Annotated in this window: 14 protein-coding genes; 7 read left to right on the top strand and 7 right to left on the bottom strand. The window is 56.3% G+C overall.

The annotated features are described in order from the left end of the window. Positions 1–5: 5 nt before the first annotated feature. On the bottom strand, positions 6–983 hold the full coding sequence (gene glaH, locus AC3EMD_RS22350; protein WP_012542782.1) for a glutarate dioxygenase GlaH: 978 nt from the start codon (positions 981–983) through the stop codon (positions 6–8). Between the two features lie 461 nt (positions 984–1,444). Between glaH and AC3EMD_RS22345 the strand changes: the two genes are divergently transcribed. Together AC3EMD_RS22345 and AC3EMD_RS22340 are read left to right on the top strand one after the other, a co-directional pair. Beyond that, positions 1,445–1,702, top strand: coding sequence for a YjhX family toxin (locus tag AC3EMD_RS22345; protein ID WP_008805277.1), 258 nt, complete (start codon positions 1,445–1,447; stop codon positions 1,700–1,702). A 57-nt stretch (positions 1,703–1,759) separates the two neighbouring features. Then, complete coding sequence (locus tag AC3EMD_RS22340) at positions 1,760–2,509, top strand: SAM-dependent methyltransferase (protein WP_023339625.1); 750 nt, start codon at positions 1,760–1,762, stop codon at positions 2,507–2,509. A gap of 40 nt (positions 2,510–2,549) precedes the next feature. Here AC3EMD_RS22340 and AC3EMD_RS22335 read toward each other — a convergent pair whose 3' ends face one another. Next, positions 2,550–3,188, bottom strand: coding sequence for a glutathione S-transferase family protein (locus AC3EMD_RS22335; RefSeq protein WP_110198513.1), 639 nt, complete (start codon positions 3,186–3,188; stop codon positions 2,550–2,552). A gap of 218 nt (positions 3,189–3,406) precedes the next feature. Between AC3EMD_RS22335 and AC3EMD_RS22330 the strand changes: the two genes are divergently transcribed. Beyond that, complete coding sequence (locus AC3EMD_RS22330) at positions 3,407–3,871, top strand: HNH endonuclease (protein ID WP_004191854.1); 465 nt, start codon at positions 3,407–3,409, stop codon at positions 3,869–3,871. A gap of 341 nt (positions 3,872–4,212) precedes the next feature. On the opposite strand, the gene lpdA is transcribed toward AC3EMD_RS22330, so the two are convergent. The 4 genes from lpdA to AC3EMD_RS22310 are packed head-to-tail and all read right to left on the bottom strand — an operon-like array spanning position 4,213 to position 9,129. After that, the gene (lpdA, locus tag AC3EMD_RS22325; RefSeq protein WP_235317215.1) at positions 4,213–5,610 is read right to left on the bottom strand and encodes a dihydrolipoyl dehydrogenase; all 1,398 of its coding nucleotides are present in this window, start codon (positions 5,608–5,610) and stop codon (positions 4,213–4,215) included. Next, positions 5,600–7,135, bottom strand: a complete 1,536-nt coding sequence (locus AC3EMD_RS22320) for a dihydrolipoamide acetyltransferase family protein (RefSeq protein WP_302073779.1) — start codon at positions 7,133–7,135, stop codon at positions 5,600–5,602. Before AC3EMD_RS22320 ends, lpdA begins: the two co-directional genes overlap by 11 nt. A gap of 3 nt (positions 7,136–7,138) precedes the next feature. Beyond that, positions 7,139–8,158, bottom strand: coding sequence for an alpha-ketoacid dehydrogenase subunit beta (locus tag AC3EMD_RS22315; protein ID WP_002889881.1), 1,020 nt, complete (start codon positions 8,156–8,158; stop codon positions 7,139–7,141). 11 nt (positions 8,159–8,169) lie between these two features. Beyond that, entirely contained in the window at positions 8,170–9,129 is a 960-nt protein-coding gene (locus AC3EMD_RS22310) for a thiamine pyrophosphate-dependent dehydrogenase E1 component subunit alpha (RefSeq protein WP_023339629.1), read from the bottom strand. A gap of 253 nt (positions 9,130–9,382) precedes the next feature. On the opposite strand from AC3EMD_RS22310, the gene AC3EMD_RS22305 reads away from it, so the two are divergent. From AC3EMD_RS22305 to AC3EMD_RS22290, 4 genes are all read left to right on the top strand, one after another. Continuing rightward, positions 9,383–12,148 carry a winged helix-turn-helix domain-containing protein gene (locus AC3EMD_RS22305; RefSeq protein WP_319003990.1) on the top strand — a complete coding sequence of 922 codons (2,766 nt, stop codon included), beginning with the start codon at positions 9,383–9,385 and terminating at the stop codon, positions 12,146–12,148. Positions 12,149–12,520: 372 nt separating this feature from the next. Next, the gene (accB, locus tag AC3EMD_RS22300; RefSeq protein ID WP_009485120.1) at positions 12,521–12,976 is read left to right on the top strand and encodes an acetyl-CoA carboxylase biotin carboxyl carrier protein; all 456 of its coding nucleotides are present in this window, start codon (positions 12,521–12,523) and stop codon (positions 12,974–12,976) included. An 8-nt stretch (positions 12,977–12,984) separates the two neighbouring features. After that, entirely contained in the window at positions 12,985–14,331 is a 1,347-nt protein-coding gene (gene accC, locus AC3EMD_RS22295) for an acetyl-CoA carboxylase biotin carboxylase subunit (RefSeq protein WP_004222829.1), read from the top strand. Positions 14,332–14,411: 80 nt separating this feature from the next. After that, complete coding sequence (locus AC3EMD_RS22290; RefSeq protein ID WP_004222831.1) at positions 14,412–15,683, top strand: Glu/Leu/Phe/Val family dehydrogenase; 1,272 nt, start codon at positions 14,412–14,414, stop codon at positions 15,681–15,683. A 60-nt stretch (positions 15,684–15,743) separates the two neighbouring features. Here AC3EMD_RS22290 and AC3EMD_RS22285 read toward each other — a convergent pair whose 3' ends face one another. Further along, positions 15,744–16,664 carry a DMT family transporter gene (locus tag AC3EMD_RS22285; protein WP_012968872.1) on the bottom strand — a complete coding sequence of 307 codons (921 nt, stop codon included), beginning with the start codon at positions 16,662–16,664 and terminating at the stop codon, positions 15,744–15,746. Positions 16,665–16,828 lie beyond the last annotated feature (164 nt).

The raw sequence follows: 16,828 nt of genomic DNA, 5'->3' as shown, positions 1-16,828 counted from the left end.
AACCCTTATTGATGAGTCTGGTAATGATTCGTGGAATACGCAAAGTAGCCGCGCTGGCGCATCAGTTCGCGGCGCAGGTCCGGGTGCGGCGTAAACCGGTCGCGGCCGTGCAGCCAGAACAGGTTGTTAATCAGCAGAAATTTGCCCACCGGCACCGGTATTGAAAGGATGTTTTTGCTGGTTTCCAGCGCGTCGGAAAGGCGGCTCAGCCAGGTGCCTTCTTCAAAATCTTTCGGCTGGACGAACTGGTCGATATAGCGCATTACCGGACGGCCCAGCGAATCGACGTCGAACACCGGGTGAAAAACATCCTTGCTGACGTTTTTGCTCGGCGGCGCGGCCCAGCGCATTGGGCGGCGAGCCAGCGGGTCGCGGAAAAATTCGTCGAGATGCTCCCAGTCGTCGAGATGCAGCAGCAGGGAATTACCGCCCTGCATGTTCTGCTCGTCGATCTTCATCATTAACACGTAGTCGGTTTGCTCTTCGACGTAGGTGCCGTCGTTGTGCAGCTCCATCACCCGGTGCGGCTGGCGCAGGTAGCTGTCGGAGTTATCGACATTTTTCACCACAAAGCGAGCGTAATACTGACCGCTCATGGCGTCGAAGTTGGAACGGCCAATCAGATGGGCGACGGCGGTGGCCAGCTTGACCATCTCCTCGGCCTGGCTGACGTTATCGATCCCTTCGCCGTTGATCAGCAGCGCGCCTTCCGCACGATCGAGCAATGTTTTGATCAGCAACGGCTGCAGCTGATTGCCGCACAGATCGTCGAGGATCTTGCCGACCTGGAAGCGTAAGAAAGATTTGTATTCCAGCGCCTGCACCGGCCACTGCGCGACCTGCTGCAGGAACTGCGTGGTTGTTTCGGCGGAAAAGGTGAGCTCCAGCAGGCGCGGCGACTGTGCGGAAGGGGCAATGGAAAAGCCCGGATATGGCTGGGCTAACGGCGCGGGTGTCGGTTTTACTGCGGTCAGGGCGTTCATCAGGATCGTTCCTCGCTGTAAGGTCAGGGTGATGTTCATTTCGTAGCCATAAATTAAAAATATCTACATTTTTATAAAATGCGTACGAAATGGCCTTTTTGTTTCTATTTTGTGATCTGACAACAATTATTTAACAATGCGGGAGGGAGATAAGGTGGTGGTCAACCTTGAGGAACAGAGCGGGTGGCGGAAAGCGCAAAATGCGGGGGAGGCTGAGGGGAAATCGTAATACCGGTCACAGTTTTTAATCTGCGCCATACCCTTATGAACTGAGGGTGTTAGTATTCAGCGCGTTAATACCTTTCAATGCTTACCGAGGCTTCGATGCTGGAGAATGTCATTATCAGATAATCAGTTCCCCGACCTGCCCAGGCCGGACTGATTATCGCTGCGCTTAAACCTTACGCACACACCTGCGGGTGTAGGCATGTTTTCGCACATGATAATGAACAGGTTTCAGTATGAATTTATCCCGTCAGGAACAACGGACCTTACACGTTCTCGCCAAAGGTGGCCGTATTGCGCACGTCCGCGATACCTCCGGCCGCATTACCGCCGTCGAATGCTACACCCGTGAAGGGCTGTTGCTGAACGACTGCACCCTCGCGGTCTTCAAAAAGCTCAAAACCAAAAAGCTGATTAAGTCGGTGAACGGCCAGCCGTACCGGATCAACACCACTGGTTTGAATAACGTTCGCGCGCAGGCGGACAACCGCTGATACAGCGACCCGGGCAGGGTCGCTGCCCGGGCGTATGGCTCTCAAGGAGAAACACCCATGATCGATATCCCTCGCATTTTTACTATCAGTGAAAGCGAACACCGTATTCATAACCCTTTTACCCCGGAAAAGTACGCCACCCTGGGACGGGCGCTGCGGATGGCGCCGGGCACCGCTATTCTTGACCTTGGCAGCGGCTCCGGCGAGATGCTCTGTAGCTGGGCGCGCGATCATCAGATCGTCGGCACCGGCGTGGACATGAGCCTGCTGTTCAGCCAGCAGGCGACCGCCCGTGCAGAAGCGCTCGGGGTAAGCGACCGGGTAACCTTTGTGCATCAGGATGCCAGCGGATATGTCGCCAGCCAGCCGTGCGATATTGCCGCCTGCGTAGGGGCCACGTGGATCGGCGGCGGGGTGGCCGGCACGATTGCGCTGCTGAAGCAGAGCCTTACCCCAGGCGGCATGTTGCTTATCGGCGAGCCATGGTGGCGCAAACGTCCGGCCACGGCGGAAGAGGCGGTTGCCTGCGGCGCGCAGACTCCCGATGACTTCCTGACGCTGCCGGCGCTGGTCGCCCACTTTGGTGAACTGGGTTATGACGTGGTGGAGATGGTGCTGGCCGACCAGGAGGGCTGGGATCGTTATGAAGCGGCGAAATGGCTGACGATGCGCCGCTGGCTGGAGGCCAATCCGCACGATGACTTCGCGCCGGAGGTTCGCCAGCAGTTGACCACCGCGCCGCTGCACCATGTCACCTGGACCCGGGAATATCTCGGCTGGGGCGTGTTTGTCCTGATGGCGCGTTAACCGGTATGTCGGTAGCGTCAGGAGGCGCTACCGACCATCTTCAGACCTTCAGCTCGTCGTAGCTGACCATGACGTGCTGGCGAAAGGCGGGCCGTGCGGTTAGCCGTGCATAATACGCCGCAAGATGGGGGAGGGGACGACGGGTGATATCGATGGCAAAGTAGCGGTACAGCACATGACCAAACTGGATGTCGGCCAGGGTGAACGTATCGCCCACCAGATAGCGACTGCCGGCGAGACGCGTCTCGGCAATCGCCAGCTTTTGCTCCAGAGCCTTCACCGCCGCGGCGATGGCCTGCGGATCCCGCTCGGCGGCAGGCGTGCGCACCACGCGCCAGAACACCGGCGCCGTAAAGCCGAGGGCGATATTCTGCTTTGACCACTCGGCCCAGCGATCAACCTCAGTGCGGGCCAGCAGATCGCCCGGCCAGAAGGCGTCATCGGCGTAGCGATTGGCTAAATAGCGAAGGATCGCGCCCGTTTCCCACAGCGGCGGATTATCGCCATCCTGCAGCACTGGCACCGTGCGATTGGGATTGAGCTGATAAAACGCCTCGCTGTCGGTACCACCATAGCGATGCCCCACGTCGAACCGGAGATAGTCCAGCCCAAGCTCGCCAACACACCACATCAGCGCCTGCACGTTAGAGGAGGTTTTTCGGCCCCAGATGGTCAGCATTGAGATCTCCAGAGAACAGGGAAAGAAGGAGCATAGCAGGTTGGGTTGAAAACGTGAGGGGGAAAAGATGAGTGGTACAGCGGTGTATATGTTGTGGGGACGCATGTTATCCCCTTGCGATAACGCGAATTCATCCCTACAAAGGTATAATGACCATCAATATGGCGCTTGTATAAAATAATGCAGCAATCATCTTTGAACGAGAATAAGGCGAGGGAGTGGAAACGTTAGTTATTCTGGCCGTAGTCGTATGGATACTTTTCAAGCTGGTACAAAAGGTTACGAGCAAACTCTATCCTCAAGACTCGGTGAAGGTACAGGAGAAGCCCGACACGACACCAGCGACGGATGCCTGGGGAAATTACCCTAAAGCCGAAGGGCATGTCGTTTTATTCGAACAGTTCCGACGTGAGCAGGCGCAGCGGCAGCAAGCTGCTAAAGAGGCTGAGACATTCTACCGCTCAAGGGAGTGGCGGCGTTTACGTTACCAGGCGTTTCAGCGCTACGGCAATAAATGTTGCGTATGCGGGCGCGGCGCCAGTGACGGGATGGTGATGCACGTTGATCATATAAAACCGCGTTCTCTTTACCCGCATTTAGCCCTCGATATTGCCAATCTGCAAATCATGTGCAACGAGTGCAACGTCAGTAAGGGCAACAGAGATGAGGTTGCGTGGCAATAATAAGGACAGGTTAGCGGCTATGTGCAATTCCCCTGGTATTAAAATGTTCGTAACGAACAAATAAGCAAGTCTTGACGGAATGAATCCGCAATGACGCTTTTATTTCGTTACAGCAGCTCATTGGTGAATTCCTTCATCACCGCATTTGTCGGTAGCGCCATTTGCCTTGCGTTAGTCCTGCTCATTTTCAATAAAGTGAGATGACTGCCAGTGGCTGGAGATCAATGATGCGGGATACTTACCTAACGACGGGCTGTTACCTTATCGAACGTTTAAGGAAAATACAGGAGGGATAACGGGCAACTTACTCCGTATCACGACGCTATCGCCTCCCTTATTTTTTATTGATGCAACGGTTGGTCGCAGGCCGCGAGGATTGACTCATGCATCGCTTCGGAAAGTGTCGGATGTGCAAAGATCATCGACAGGAGACTTTCATCTGTGGCCTCCAGGTGACGGGCGATGCCAAACCCCTGGATCTGTTCCGTGACCTGTGCGCCAACCATATGCGCGCCCAGCAATTCACCTGTTTCAGCATCGAAAATGGTCTTCACAAAACCCTCTGTCTCGCCGCTGGCCAGCGCCTTACCATTGCTCTGATAAGAGAACTTACCGATCCTGACGGGTCGTCCTCTGGCCAGGGCCGTCGATTCCGTCAGGCCCAGACTGGCAACCTGAGGCCGGGAATAAGTGCAACCGGGCACATAGTCGCGATCAAGCGGGTGGGTGCCTTCGACACCAGCCAGTGTCTCAATGCAGATCACGCCTTCGTGGCTGGCCTTGTGCGCCAGACACGGCGGGCCGGCTACATCGCCGATGGCATAAAGCCCAAATACGTTAGTGCGACAAGCCGCATCCGTCTTGATAAAACCGCGGTCTAACTCGACGCCCAGTGCTTCCAGCCCCAGATCTTCAATATTCGGCTGTACGCCAACCGCCAGCAGCACGCGTTCGACTTCCAGGAAAGATTCGGCGCTCGTATTTTTCATTGTACAGCGCACCCCGGTATCGGTGAGCTGTACTTGCGTTACCTGGGTCTGGGTATGGACCTGAATCCCGCGCTTTTCGAATGACTTACGCACCGCCGCTGACACTTCGGCATCTTCCACGGGCAAAATCTGCGACGCTAGCTCGACCAGCGTCACTTTACAGCCCAGATCGTTATAAAGGCTGGCGAACTCGACGCCAATCGCGCCTGAACCGATGATTAATAGCGACCTGGGCAATCGCTTAGGCTGTAGTGCCTCGTAATAGGTCCAGATATGTTCGCCATCTGGCTCTATGCCTGGTAATGCGCGTGGTCGGGCGCCCGTGGCCAGGATCACGTGATCGGCCCGGTAATCGTGCGCTTCCCCCCGGGCATCCGCTACCGTTATTTGTCCCTTACCGCGCAGCCGCGCGGTGCCATCAATCACCCTCACGCCATTTTTCTTCAACAGGTACTCAACGCCACCCGTGAGCTGTTGCGAAACGGCACGGCTAAACTGCACCAGTTTCTGCAGATCGACATTCACCTCACCCACGCTGATGCCCAGCTGACTGGCATGGGTGATACTGTGCGCGACCTCAGCGCCATGCAACAGCGCCTTGGTTGGAATGCATCCCCAGTTCAGGCAGATGCCGCCCAGATGTTGTTTTTCCACTAAGGCGGTACGAAGACCTAGCTGGCCGGCACGGATGGCGGCCACATACCCCCCAGGACCCCCGCCGATGATCAGCACATCGTAATTATCGTGCATAGCTCGTCTCCTGGATAAACATCAGGGTAGGGGTTTCAGTCAGTCGCTTGAGTTCCCGGAGAAAAGCTGCACCTGCCGCCCCATCGATGACCCGGTGATCGCAGGATAGCGATACCGTCAGTTGGTGGCGCGCGACGATTTGCCCGTCGCGTACTACCGCCCGCATCTCGCCGGTGCCAATGGCGAGGATTGCGCTTTGCGGTGGATTGATGATGGCGTCAAACTGCCGTACACCGAGCATACCCAGATTTGACACGCTAAAGGTCCCTCCCTGGAACTCTTCCGGCTTCAGCGTGCCCGCTTTGGCTTTGGTCACCAGGGCGTGAATTTCGGCCGATATGTCGCTGATCGATTTCCGGTTCGCCGAGCGAACAATAGGGGTAATTAGCCCGTCAGGCAGCGCAACAGCCACTGAAATGTCGGCATCCGCAAAGCGGCGGATACTTTGTGTCGCTTCATCAAACTGGATGTTGACGTCTGGCACGGCCACCAGCGCGAGGGCACAAGCCTTCACCAGCAGGTCGTTAACCGAAATCTTGACGCCGGGTACTTCGCGGTTAATTTCCTGACGAAACGCTAACAGTCGTTCCAGATCGAGATCGACACTCAAACGGAAATGGGGAGACTGTTGCTTGGAGGTTTGCAGACGAGAAGCGATAGCCCGCCGCATACCGGACATCGGGATGCTCTCAAAGGGTGCCGGGGCACTCTTCTGCACAGGGCTGGTCTGCGGGTGCTCGTCGAGTAACAACGCCGCGGCCAGCACATCATCGCGACTCACCCGACCGCGTGAACCGCTGCTTCGGCAGTCATGTAAGTTGATACCCAGTTTGCCGGCCAGACGGCGCGCCAGCGGGGTGGCCGATACCTGGCTATCATCGGCATGCGAGCGGGGCGCTTTACTGCGACGAACGGGGGGCGTCGGAGAGGCCAGACGACCGCCGGCGGCAACGATCGCGCTTTCCAGATCAGAAACAGAGATACGATCCCCGCGCCCGCTGCCGCGGACTTTTTTCAGGTCGACACCCCAGCGGGCAGACAGTCTTAACGCATGGGGCGTGGCATTAACCTGAGTCACATCAGTCACGCCTTGCAGACTGACGGGAATGACGGTCTGCCCAATAGGGGGCTCCGGACTGTTGGATGGCGGCGAAACAACGGAAGGTGGCTTAGCGCCTGCCTGTGCCGCTAGGTCCGGCGCGGCATCCTCCGGGCCAGGTGCTGCGGGTTTCACCGTCGCCAGACTGGCAGCAAATTCGTCCAGTTCAGCATCGCTGACTGAAGCGTCAGCCACCAGAGCCAGCACGGCGCCAACCTGAAGCGTCTCACCCTCCCGGGCGATTATCCGGCGTAATGTACCGGCAAAAGGTGCCTCCAGCACATTGACGATTTTACTGGTTTCAATCTCACAGATTTCCTGCCCTCTGGTGAAATCGTCACCCTCCTGGATTGCCCATCGAGCGAGCAAGCCTTCCTCCATGGAAAGCCCCCACTTTGGCATTTCAAGCGTCTTGATTTCGCTCATAGGTTAATCCTCCAGCACTTGACGGACGGCGGCTTCGATACGTTCAACGCCAGGGATCCAGAGTTTTTCGAGAGCAGGGGAGAACGGGACCGGCGTGTGTGGCGGCGTCACCAGCAGAACGGGCGCTTTGAGGAAATGGAATGCCTGAGACGCAATCAGCGCCGCGACATCATGAGCAAAACCGAAGCGTGCAGCAGATTCGTCGACTATCACGACCCGCCCCGTGGAAGCCACCGATTCCAGAATACCTTCCTCATCCAGCGGCGAAATGGTTCGCGGGTCGACCACCTCGACCGAGATCCCCTCTCTGGCCAGTTTGTCCGCCACCTGGTTTGCTTTATGTACCATTGCCGACAACGCAATGATGGTGACATCCTCTCCTTCGCGCGTGTAGTTGGCTACACCTAGCGGGATGGTATAGATCTCGTCCGGTACCTCGCCCTTGAGGTCGTACAGCATTTTATGCTCGCAGAATACCACCGGGTCGTCGTCGCGAATGGACTGGATTAACAGACCCTTGACGTCATAAGGCGTCGAGGGCACCACCACTTTCAGTCCAGGCGTGGTGGCAAAGATATTATAGGGTGACTGTGAATGCTGGGCCGCGGCGGAAAACCCTGCGCCGATCATCCCTCGCATTACCAGCGGAGCTCTGGCTTTGCCACCAAACATGTAGCGGAACTTAGCCGCCTGGTTATACAGTGCATCGTGACTCACACCAAAAAAATCCATGAACATCAATTCCGCGACTGGCCGCAGCCCCGTTGCTGCGGCGCCGGCCGCCATACCGATAATGGCCGACTCGGTAATGGGCGTGTCGATCACCCGATCGGAGCCGAACTGCGTCCACAGCCCTTTAGTGACACCCAGTACACCGCCAAAGGCTTCAATCTTCGCCTCTTCGGGCGCATTTCCGCCATGACCGCCACGCAAGTCTTCACCGATGAGCACTACGCGTTCATCGCGTTCCATTTCCTGAGCCAGGGCTTCCTTGACCGCTTCACGATAGGTTTTTATTGTCATGGTTATCACCCTCAGTATGAGACGTACACGTCTGTCAGCAGGTCTTCCGGAGCCGGGTAGGCAGCGGCGCGGGCCTTCAATACGGCATCGTTGACCAGGGCTTCTACTTTCTCGTCAATCGCCGCCAGTTCTTCCTGGGTGATATGTTGCTTGACCTTAGCGGTGAAAATCTTCAGCGGATCATGTTGTTCACGCAGGCGTTGCACTTCACCTTCCGCGCGGTATAGCGCGGGATCGCCCTCAAAATGACCATGCCAGCGGAAGGCTTTGGCCTCAATGACGCTTGGGCCACCGCCTTCTCGCGCACGCTTGACCGCCTCTGAGGTTGCCTCATAAACGGCAAAGAAATCGGTGCCATCGACGGTCACTGCCGGCAGGCCGAAGCCAGCGGCGCGCCGGGCGATATCACGCCCACCCACGGCGTAGTCATGGCCGGTCCCTTCGCCGTAACCGTTGTTCTCGAAAATAAAGACGGCTGGAAGCTGGAGCACGACGGCCATATTGATGGCTTCAAAGACCAGGCCCTGATTAGAACCCCCATCGCCCGTAAAAGAGACCCCGACGTTGCCGGTTTTTAGCGTCTTTGCCGTTAGCGCGGCGCCGATGGCCAGTGGAGGGGCCCCCCCAACGATAGCATTCGCCCCCAGCATTCCTTTCGACAGATCGGCAATGTGCATCGAGCCACCCTTACCGCGACATAACCCGCTGTCCTTACCGAATATTTCGGCCATCATGCCGTGAATGTCACAACCTTTAGCAATACAGTGGCCATGTCCACGGTGTGTTGAACCAATGAAATCTGCGCTCGTTAAATTTTCGCAGACCCCCACCGCGATGGCCTCCTCACCGGTATAAAGGTGAATGAAGCCCGGAATATCACCGCTGGTATTTTCCTGATGCAACCGCTCTTCAAAGGTCCTGATCTCCCGCATCTTGCGGTAAGCCTGCAATAACGCCTGTTTGCTGAGCATCGTTTAATTCTCCTCAATAAAGGTCACCCAGGCGGGGCCAACAGACAGGGCGAATAACCCTGGCCACACCCATGCAATGAATCTACGAGCGGTTAGAGAGAGTGCGAAGCCACCTTCATGGGGGGGTAGGTGGGGGTTTTCATGCTTGAGGTCAAACTTTCTAAATTTTGTGTGGCCATAAAGTTTGCCTGCCCCATGTCATCCCGGTGGCTGGCGTACAATTGAAAAAAAACAAAACGAGTAGACACCACGGATGAAGCCATTGGATTTAGAAGGTCGCCAATCACCCTCACTGGTCTCCGGGCCATTGCGGCTGACGCGAGGCTTGCCGTTAATCCTGACCAAATTCGTCCCGCCTCGCTCCTCGATACAATTGCTGGAGCGCCCCCGGCTTCTTCAGCTTCTCAGTCCCGTTCAGCAGTGCCGGCTGGGCGTCGTCTGCGCCGGCGCTGGATTTGGCAAAACCACGTTGTTGGCGCAATGGCATCAGCAGATGGTCGCCCAGGGTGAACGTATCGCCTGGCTGAGCCTCGATGAGGATGATGATGACGTATGGCAGTTTATTCCTTATCTGCTGCAAGCATTGCGTCCACTCTATGCTGACTGGGACGCCGATTTCTGGCGTGACATGGAAGAACAGAAGCTCTCCAGCTCCGAGCAACTGCTGGCCGGGCTCATTAACCAGCTACACTATTGCCCGCATGACGTATACCTGATCATCGACGACTTCCACGTGATTAACGATCGTGGGGTCTATGAAGCCCTGGGGTATTTAATCAAGCATGCGCCTGCCGCCTTGCATCTGATCATTGGCAGCCGTTTCCACCCGAATCTTGCGCTGAGCCAGCTGCAGGCCCAGGACCAACTGGTGGAAATCTATGATCGAGACCTGCAATTTACGCTCGAAGAAACAAAACACTATTTTAGCCGCACGGTTGCGCTACCCCTCAGCAACCACCATGCACAGCGGCTACAGTCCGTGACTGAGGGCTGGATTGCAGGGATGAAGATCGCTTCATTGTCCGCAGAATTACAGCATGATCCCGAGCATCTGTTGCGCAATATGCATGGAGGAACACGGTCCATTGCCCGCTATCTGAAAGAGGTGGTACTGGATCCGCTGCCGGAAGAGGTTCTCGATTTTCTGGTGAAAACGTCCTTCCTCAGTCGGTTAAATGCCGAATTATGCAACGCAGTGACAGGACGAGATGATAGTAAAGCGATGCTGGCATGGATTGAGCGACACAACCTTTTTTTGTCAGCCCTTGACGAACAAGGCTACTGGTTCCGCTACCATCCTCTGTTGCAGGAAAATCTTCGGACCATGCTGCAGCAGAACAACGATATTGATCGCAAACAGCTACATGAGTTAGCCAGTCATTGGTTCGTCGAACAGAAGCTGTGGTCTGAGGCGGTACGCCATGCGCTCAGCGCAGGCAAGCCGGTGCATAGCCCCGTACAGGACGGCGCAAGCGCTCAGTCACTGGCGGAAGAAGGGGATATCGATACCCTGATTTCATGGATGCATCATTTACCGCCCAGCACCGATCCTTCGCGCATTGACCTGCAAATTAATCTGGCCTGGGCACTGGCGCATTATTTCCACTTTGATGAGTCGAGGCAGCTGCTTGATAACCTCGATCAGATGGTACTTCATCATCGTGAGGATTTAACTCGCAGCACCTGGTGTAAATTGCGCGTTGTGCGGGCAATTTGCGAAGCCTTTGCGGAAAACATCCCGGAGAGTCTGGCTATTGTTCAGCCGTTGCTGGCCGAAGTGCCCTGCGGCGACACCTGGGTTGATGGTCTGATATGCAATATTCTCAGCTATTGCCATGTTGTTAACCAGCGCTATCACGATGCGCTGGAGGTTCAACAGCATATGCCCTCTCCGGAAAGTCCTTTAGATAATCTGTTTGTCTCGGTTTATCGCGCTTTTATCATTGCCCAGTGCCATCTTTGTCAGGGCGATCTGGGGAAAGCCGGGTGGTACGCAGAGAAAACGTTGCGCCAGGCTGAATGTTATACCGGTACCCAGTCGACCAGTGGCGCGACGCTGGCGCCGCTGCTGGCGGAGATAGCCTATGAATGTCAGAGTGGCGACTCGCCCGATCATCTGTTAGCCGACCGGCTCGAATTCATCGACCGATTCAGTCCACCCGATGCGCTGAGTCGTTGCTATACCTATCTCGCGCGTCAGGCCCTGGATGGCGATATGCCGTATGAGGCCGAGCGATTGCTGGAGCATGCGCAGCGTCTTGCCGTGTCTCGCGGCTGGCAACGGCTCCAGGCCATGATGTTAGCCGAGCAGGTGAGGGTGCGGCTGCAGCGCGGCAATGTCACAGGCGCAGAGCAACTGCAGCGACAACTTGAACAAATGGCCGCCAGCTTCAGAATGGATGCCGAACATCCCTGTCAACGCGCTATCGCTCTGTCTGCATCCCTTAGCCACTGTCGCCTTCTTCTCGCCAGAGGCCAGGCGCCGCAAGCCTGTATTCTCCTGGCTGATATGGTCCCTGATCAGGAAAACCGGGGGGACAGGTTAACCGCAGCGCGTCTGCGTACGCTCTGGTCATTGGCCTTGTGGAACAGTGGCAAAACTGCCGCTGCGCGCACGACATTTCAGCCAGTCGTGCAGCTGGCTGAACAACAGCATCTCAAAGGCCTCTTTCTTGAAGCTGGCGATACCTTGCAACCTTTGCTTGCCGGTATGAATGAAACCTCTTCGGCTTGTACTGAGGAAGGGATAGTCCATGAACCCTGGGCCGGCAAGCGCGCGCCTGCAGATGGAACACCGTTTAATAGTGGAAGCCCCGATATTCATGGGGAACTCAGCGAGCGAGAGTTGCAGATATTACAACTGATCGCTGAAGGTCAGATGAATAAAGAAATTGCTCGCACCCTCGCTATTTCTGCCGAGACGGTCAAATGGCACATCAAAAACATCTACGCGAAGCTTAAAGTGAATAGTCGCACTCAAGCGATGAGCCGGGCGCTGGAGATGAAATTACTGGATTAACGGTTTGAAGAGGGAGGGCTGGATATAAAATATTATTAAGACGAGCCACTTTCTTAACGGGGCTATGAGCCACGGATAATCCCGGCGTTTTTGAGCCTATGATCTTCAAAACATATTTCGTGATAACGACGTTCACTGCTCCCTCAAAACAGCCTTACCGTATGAGATTTTCAGTTTTACAGTTGATTCCTTTACTTCAGGCGATAACCCAGATAGCAAGGGATTCGTTCATTACCAGTTTGACCCTCATATTTTCTTATCCCACCACCTGAACTTCCTATGAAATATCGCCCACCAGCTCTGCTATAACTGCATCACCGCTGATTGCGCAATCGGGTACATCATTTCCTATTTCTGCGGAACCCGAAAATTATGGATATTGCCAGCATTGAAAAATTGATCGCTCTGGTTGAAGCCTCCGGCATTGGCGAACTGGAAATTGCCGAAGGGGCAAGCTCCGTGCGTATCAGCCGCGCCATCTCCAGCCCCACGGCGGTTGGGTCGTCCGCCGTATCCGCGGCCGTCGTCCAGCCGCAGTTGGATATTCCGATTCAGGCCGCACAGGCCAGGGCTATCGCATCTGACCCTGCGACGGAGCACATCACGTCATCCCCGATGGTAGGAACCTTTTATCTCTCTCCGGGACCCGGTGCGGCGCCATTTGTGGCTGTGGGTCAGCAGGTTAATATTGGCGATACCCTGTGCATCGTCGAAGCGATGAAGATGATGAATCAAATCTCGGCAGAGAACAGCGGGATCGTTAAAGCGATTCTGGCTACTGATGGTCAACCGGTTGAATTCGACCAGCCGCTGATAGTGATTGAATAGGGGATCTCATGCTGGACAAAATCGTGATTGCCAATCGTGGCGAAATCGCGCTGCGTATTCTGCGCGCCTGCCGGGAGCTTAACATCCGCTCGGTAGCCGTTCACTCTACTGCCGACCGCGAGTTAAAACACGTGCTGCTGGCCGATGAAAGCGTCTGTATTGGTCCTCCGTCATCCGCCAAAAGCTATCTCAATATTCCGGCGGTAATTTCGGCAGCTGAAGTGACGGGCGCGGCGGCCATTCATCCCGGTTACGGTTTTCTCGCAGAAAATGCGGATTTTGCCGAACAGGTGGAACGCTCAGGATTTGTGTTTATCGGCCCGAAAGCGGAAACCATTCGCCTGATGGGGGATAAGGTCTCGGCTATTCAGGCAATGAAGCAAGCTGGAGTACCGTGCGTACCGGGTTCCGATGGCCCGCTGGACGATAACCATGAGAAGAATCGCCGGCTGGCAGCCGGGATCGGTTACCCGATTATCGTCAAAGCCTCCGGAGGCGGCGGTGGGCGCGGGATGCGGGTTGTTCGCGAAGAGAAAGAGCTGGCGCAGGCCATTGACATGACGCGCGCCGAGGCAAAGGCAGCGTTCAACAATGATATGGTCTACATGGAAAAGTATCTGGAGAATCCACGCCATATCGAAATCCAGATTCTGGCCGATGGGCAAGGGCAGGCGATATATCTTGCCGAACGCGATTGCTCAATGCAGCGTCGCCACCAGAAGGTGGTGGAGGAGGCCCCTGCGCCGGGGATCACCGCGGAAATCCGCCAGGCTATCGGCGAGCGCTGTGCCAAAGCCTGTCTGGACATCGGCTATCGCGGTGCCGGTACCTTTGAATTTCTCTATCAGCAGGGTGAGTTTTATTTTATCGAAATGAATACCCGCATTCAGGTGGAGCATCCGGTGACGGAAATGATCACCGGCATTGACCTGATTAAAGAGCAGTTGAGGATTGCCTCCGGATTGCCTCTCTCCATCAGCCAGCAGCAGGTGAGCCTACGCGGTCATGCAATTGAATGCCGTATTAACGCCGAAGACCCACATACCTTCATGCCCAGCCCCGGCAAAATTACCCGTTTTCATGCGCCAGGTGGCTTCGGCGTACGCTGGGAATCTCATATCTACGCAGGTTACTGCGTCCCACCGTACTACGACTCAATGATTGGCAAATTGATCGTCATCGGCGACAGCCGGAATGAGGCCATTGCGAGAATGGAACATGCCCTGAGCGAACTGGTGATCGATGGCATCAAAACCAACGCTGAACTACAGCGGCGGATCATGGCGGATGACCATTTTCGCGCTGGCGGCTGCAACATCCATTATCTGGAAAAGAAACTGGAGCTCAATCGCTGAACTTAGCCCCAAAGCCGCCTCCGGGCGGCTTTCTTCATTTATCGCTATCAATATCACTACAGGAAAACCGGAGGTAAGTTGTGTCTGCACTCTCTTATGTGACGGGTGAGAGCCATTGTGCCTGGGCTATATATCTCTCCCAGGTGGAACGCGTTCTGCCGCTGCCCGGCGATCTCAATCGCTGGGCCAATACTCTGCGCCACCCGGAAAGGGCGCTGATTGTCGATGTTCCTCTGGAAATGGATGACGGGACGATTCGCCATTTTGAAGGCTTTCGGGTTCAGCATAATCTCTCTCGCGGACCCGGCAAAGGGGGCGTGCGCTATCACCCCGACGTCAGCCTGCAGGAGGTGATGGCGCTGGCGGCGTGGATGACCGTGAAATGCGCGGCGCTCAATCTGCCGTTCGGCGGGGCGAAAGGCGGTGTGCGCGTCGACCCGTCGACGCTATCCGACAGAGAGCTGGAGCGTTTGACCCGGCGCTACACTTGTGAAATCAGCAGAGTAATCGGCCCTCGGCAGGATATTCCGGCGCCGGACGTCGGCACTAACGCCCAGGTCATGGCCTGGATGATGGATACCTGGTCACGCAACGCCGGAACAGCCGCGACCGGCGTGGTGACGGGGAAACCGGTCCACCTCGGCGGATCGCTGGGGCGGGTACAGGCGACCGGGCGCGGCGTGTTTATCACCGGCTGTCACATTGCGGAAAAAATGGGACTCCCCGTGGCGCAAAGCCGGGTTGCGGTGCAGGGTTTTGGCAATGTGGGTAGCGTTAGCGCCGGGCTGTTTCATGCTGCTGGCGCGCGGGTGGTGGCTGTACAGGATCATCGTGCGACGTTGTATCAGCATAACGGGCTCGATATCCCGGCACTGCAGGCGTGGCAACAGGAGCACGGCACAATAGCTGGTTTCCCCGGTGCCGATAACGTGACGGAAGAGGCTTTCTGGCGTCTCGAGTACGAGATACTGATTCCGGCAGCCCTGGAGGGGCAAATTAGCGCGGAACTCGCGGCTGGGCTGCGCTGCCGCCTCATTCTGGAGGGTGCCAATGGTCCTACGCTGCCGGAGGCTGACGACGTGCTGGCTGAGCGGGGGATCGTGCTGGTTCCAGACGTTATTGCCAACGCCGGCGGGGTAACGGTCAGCTATTTCGAGTGGGTGCAGGATCTCTCCAGCCTTTTCTGGAGCGAAGAGGAGATCGACGCTCGGCTGGATACCATTATGCGCCACGCTATCGAAAGCGTCTGGCAAAAAGCGCAGGCGCTGGCAATCCCCCTGCGTACCGCCGCCTGGGCCCTAGCCTGCGAACGGATCCTACAGGCAAGTAAAGACCGCGGGCTGTATTCCTGAGGCATGGCGATGAAAAGCCCTGCGTTGTCGGCGCGGGGCCATAGGTAGAGTCAGAAAGCGTCAGGAAGAGGCGCGCGCGATATGCGCCCGCCGTTGCCGCTGGTCACACCACAGGGTGAATATCCCCGCCAGCGCTACGATCCCTGCGCCGATCAGCGTTGAAGAACCGGGCAGGCTGTTTAAGAACAGATAACCGATGACCATCGACCAGACCAGCGTGGTGTAGTCAAACGGCGCCAGTAGCGAAGCGTCGGTAAACCGCAGGCTCAGCGTGACCAGAATCTGTGCCATGCCGCCGAAGAAGCCGCAGCCCACCAGCAACAGCAACTGACTCGGCGTAGGACGTACCCAGCCGAACAGGCTGGTTGCCAGACCAATCAGGGTGGTCATCAGCGAGAAGTAAAAGACGATGGCGCCAGGTTTTTCAATGCCGTTGAGAAAACGGATCTGAATGTTGGAGGTGGCGGTGCAAAGAGCGGCAAGCAGGGCGAACGCGACGCCGAGAGCCATCCCGGACTGCAGATGGCCGCCAGCGAACAGAGAACCGCTGGCGGTTAAACTGGCGGAGAGCATAAACAGAATGCCGGAAAAACCGACGATAACCCCCAGCCAACGGGAAAAACGTACCCGCTCTTTCAGCAGCAGGGCCGCCATGATGACGGTGAAGAGCGGAGCAGCGTAGCTCAGTGCGGTGGCGTCGGCGAGAGAAATCGATACCAGCGCCAGATAGTTGAAGTACATCCCACCGGTACCGGAAAAGCCGCGAATCAGATGGCCGAAAATATTTTTGGTCTTGATACTGGCCAGCACGTTGCCCTGAATTTTTAACCAGATAAGCAGGGGAAACATAGCAATAAAAGAGCGAAAGAAGATCACCTCGCCGGTGGGAATCGCCCCCTGCAATCCTTTGACGCAGGCCAGCATTAATGTAGCGCATAGCGCGGAGAGTATTTTTAGATAAATCCCAAGTCGGGCATTCATGTGACTACCTTTGGTTAACGGTCGCGGAGGGACGCGGCGTGGGTGTCGCGCATGGCGTAACAGTAGAGGGCGCTCGGGGCAGGCAGATAAGATAATTTTGTTCTGTGAGGATAACTTTTGCTTATCTCCCGGCGCCGGCGCCGTCATATAAATCACCTATCTCG

This window comes from Klebsiella sp. PK18 (assembly GCF_057784655.1).
Note: the sequence above shows the minus strand (reverse complement) of the source record. Positions and strands in the feature narration are given on the sequence as shown.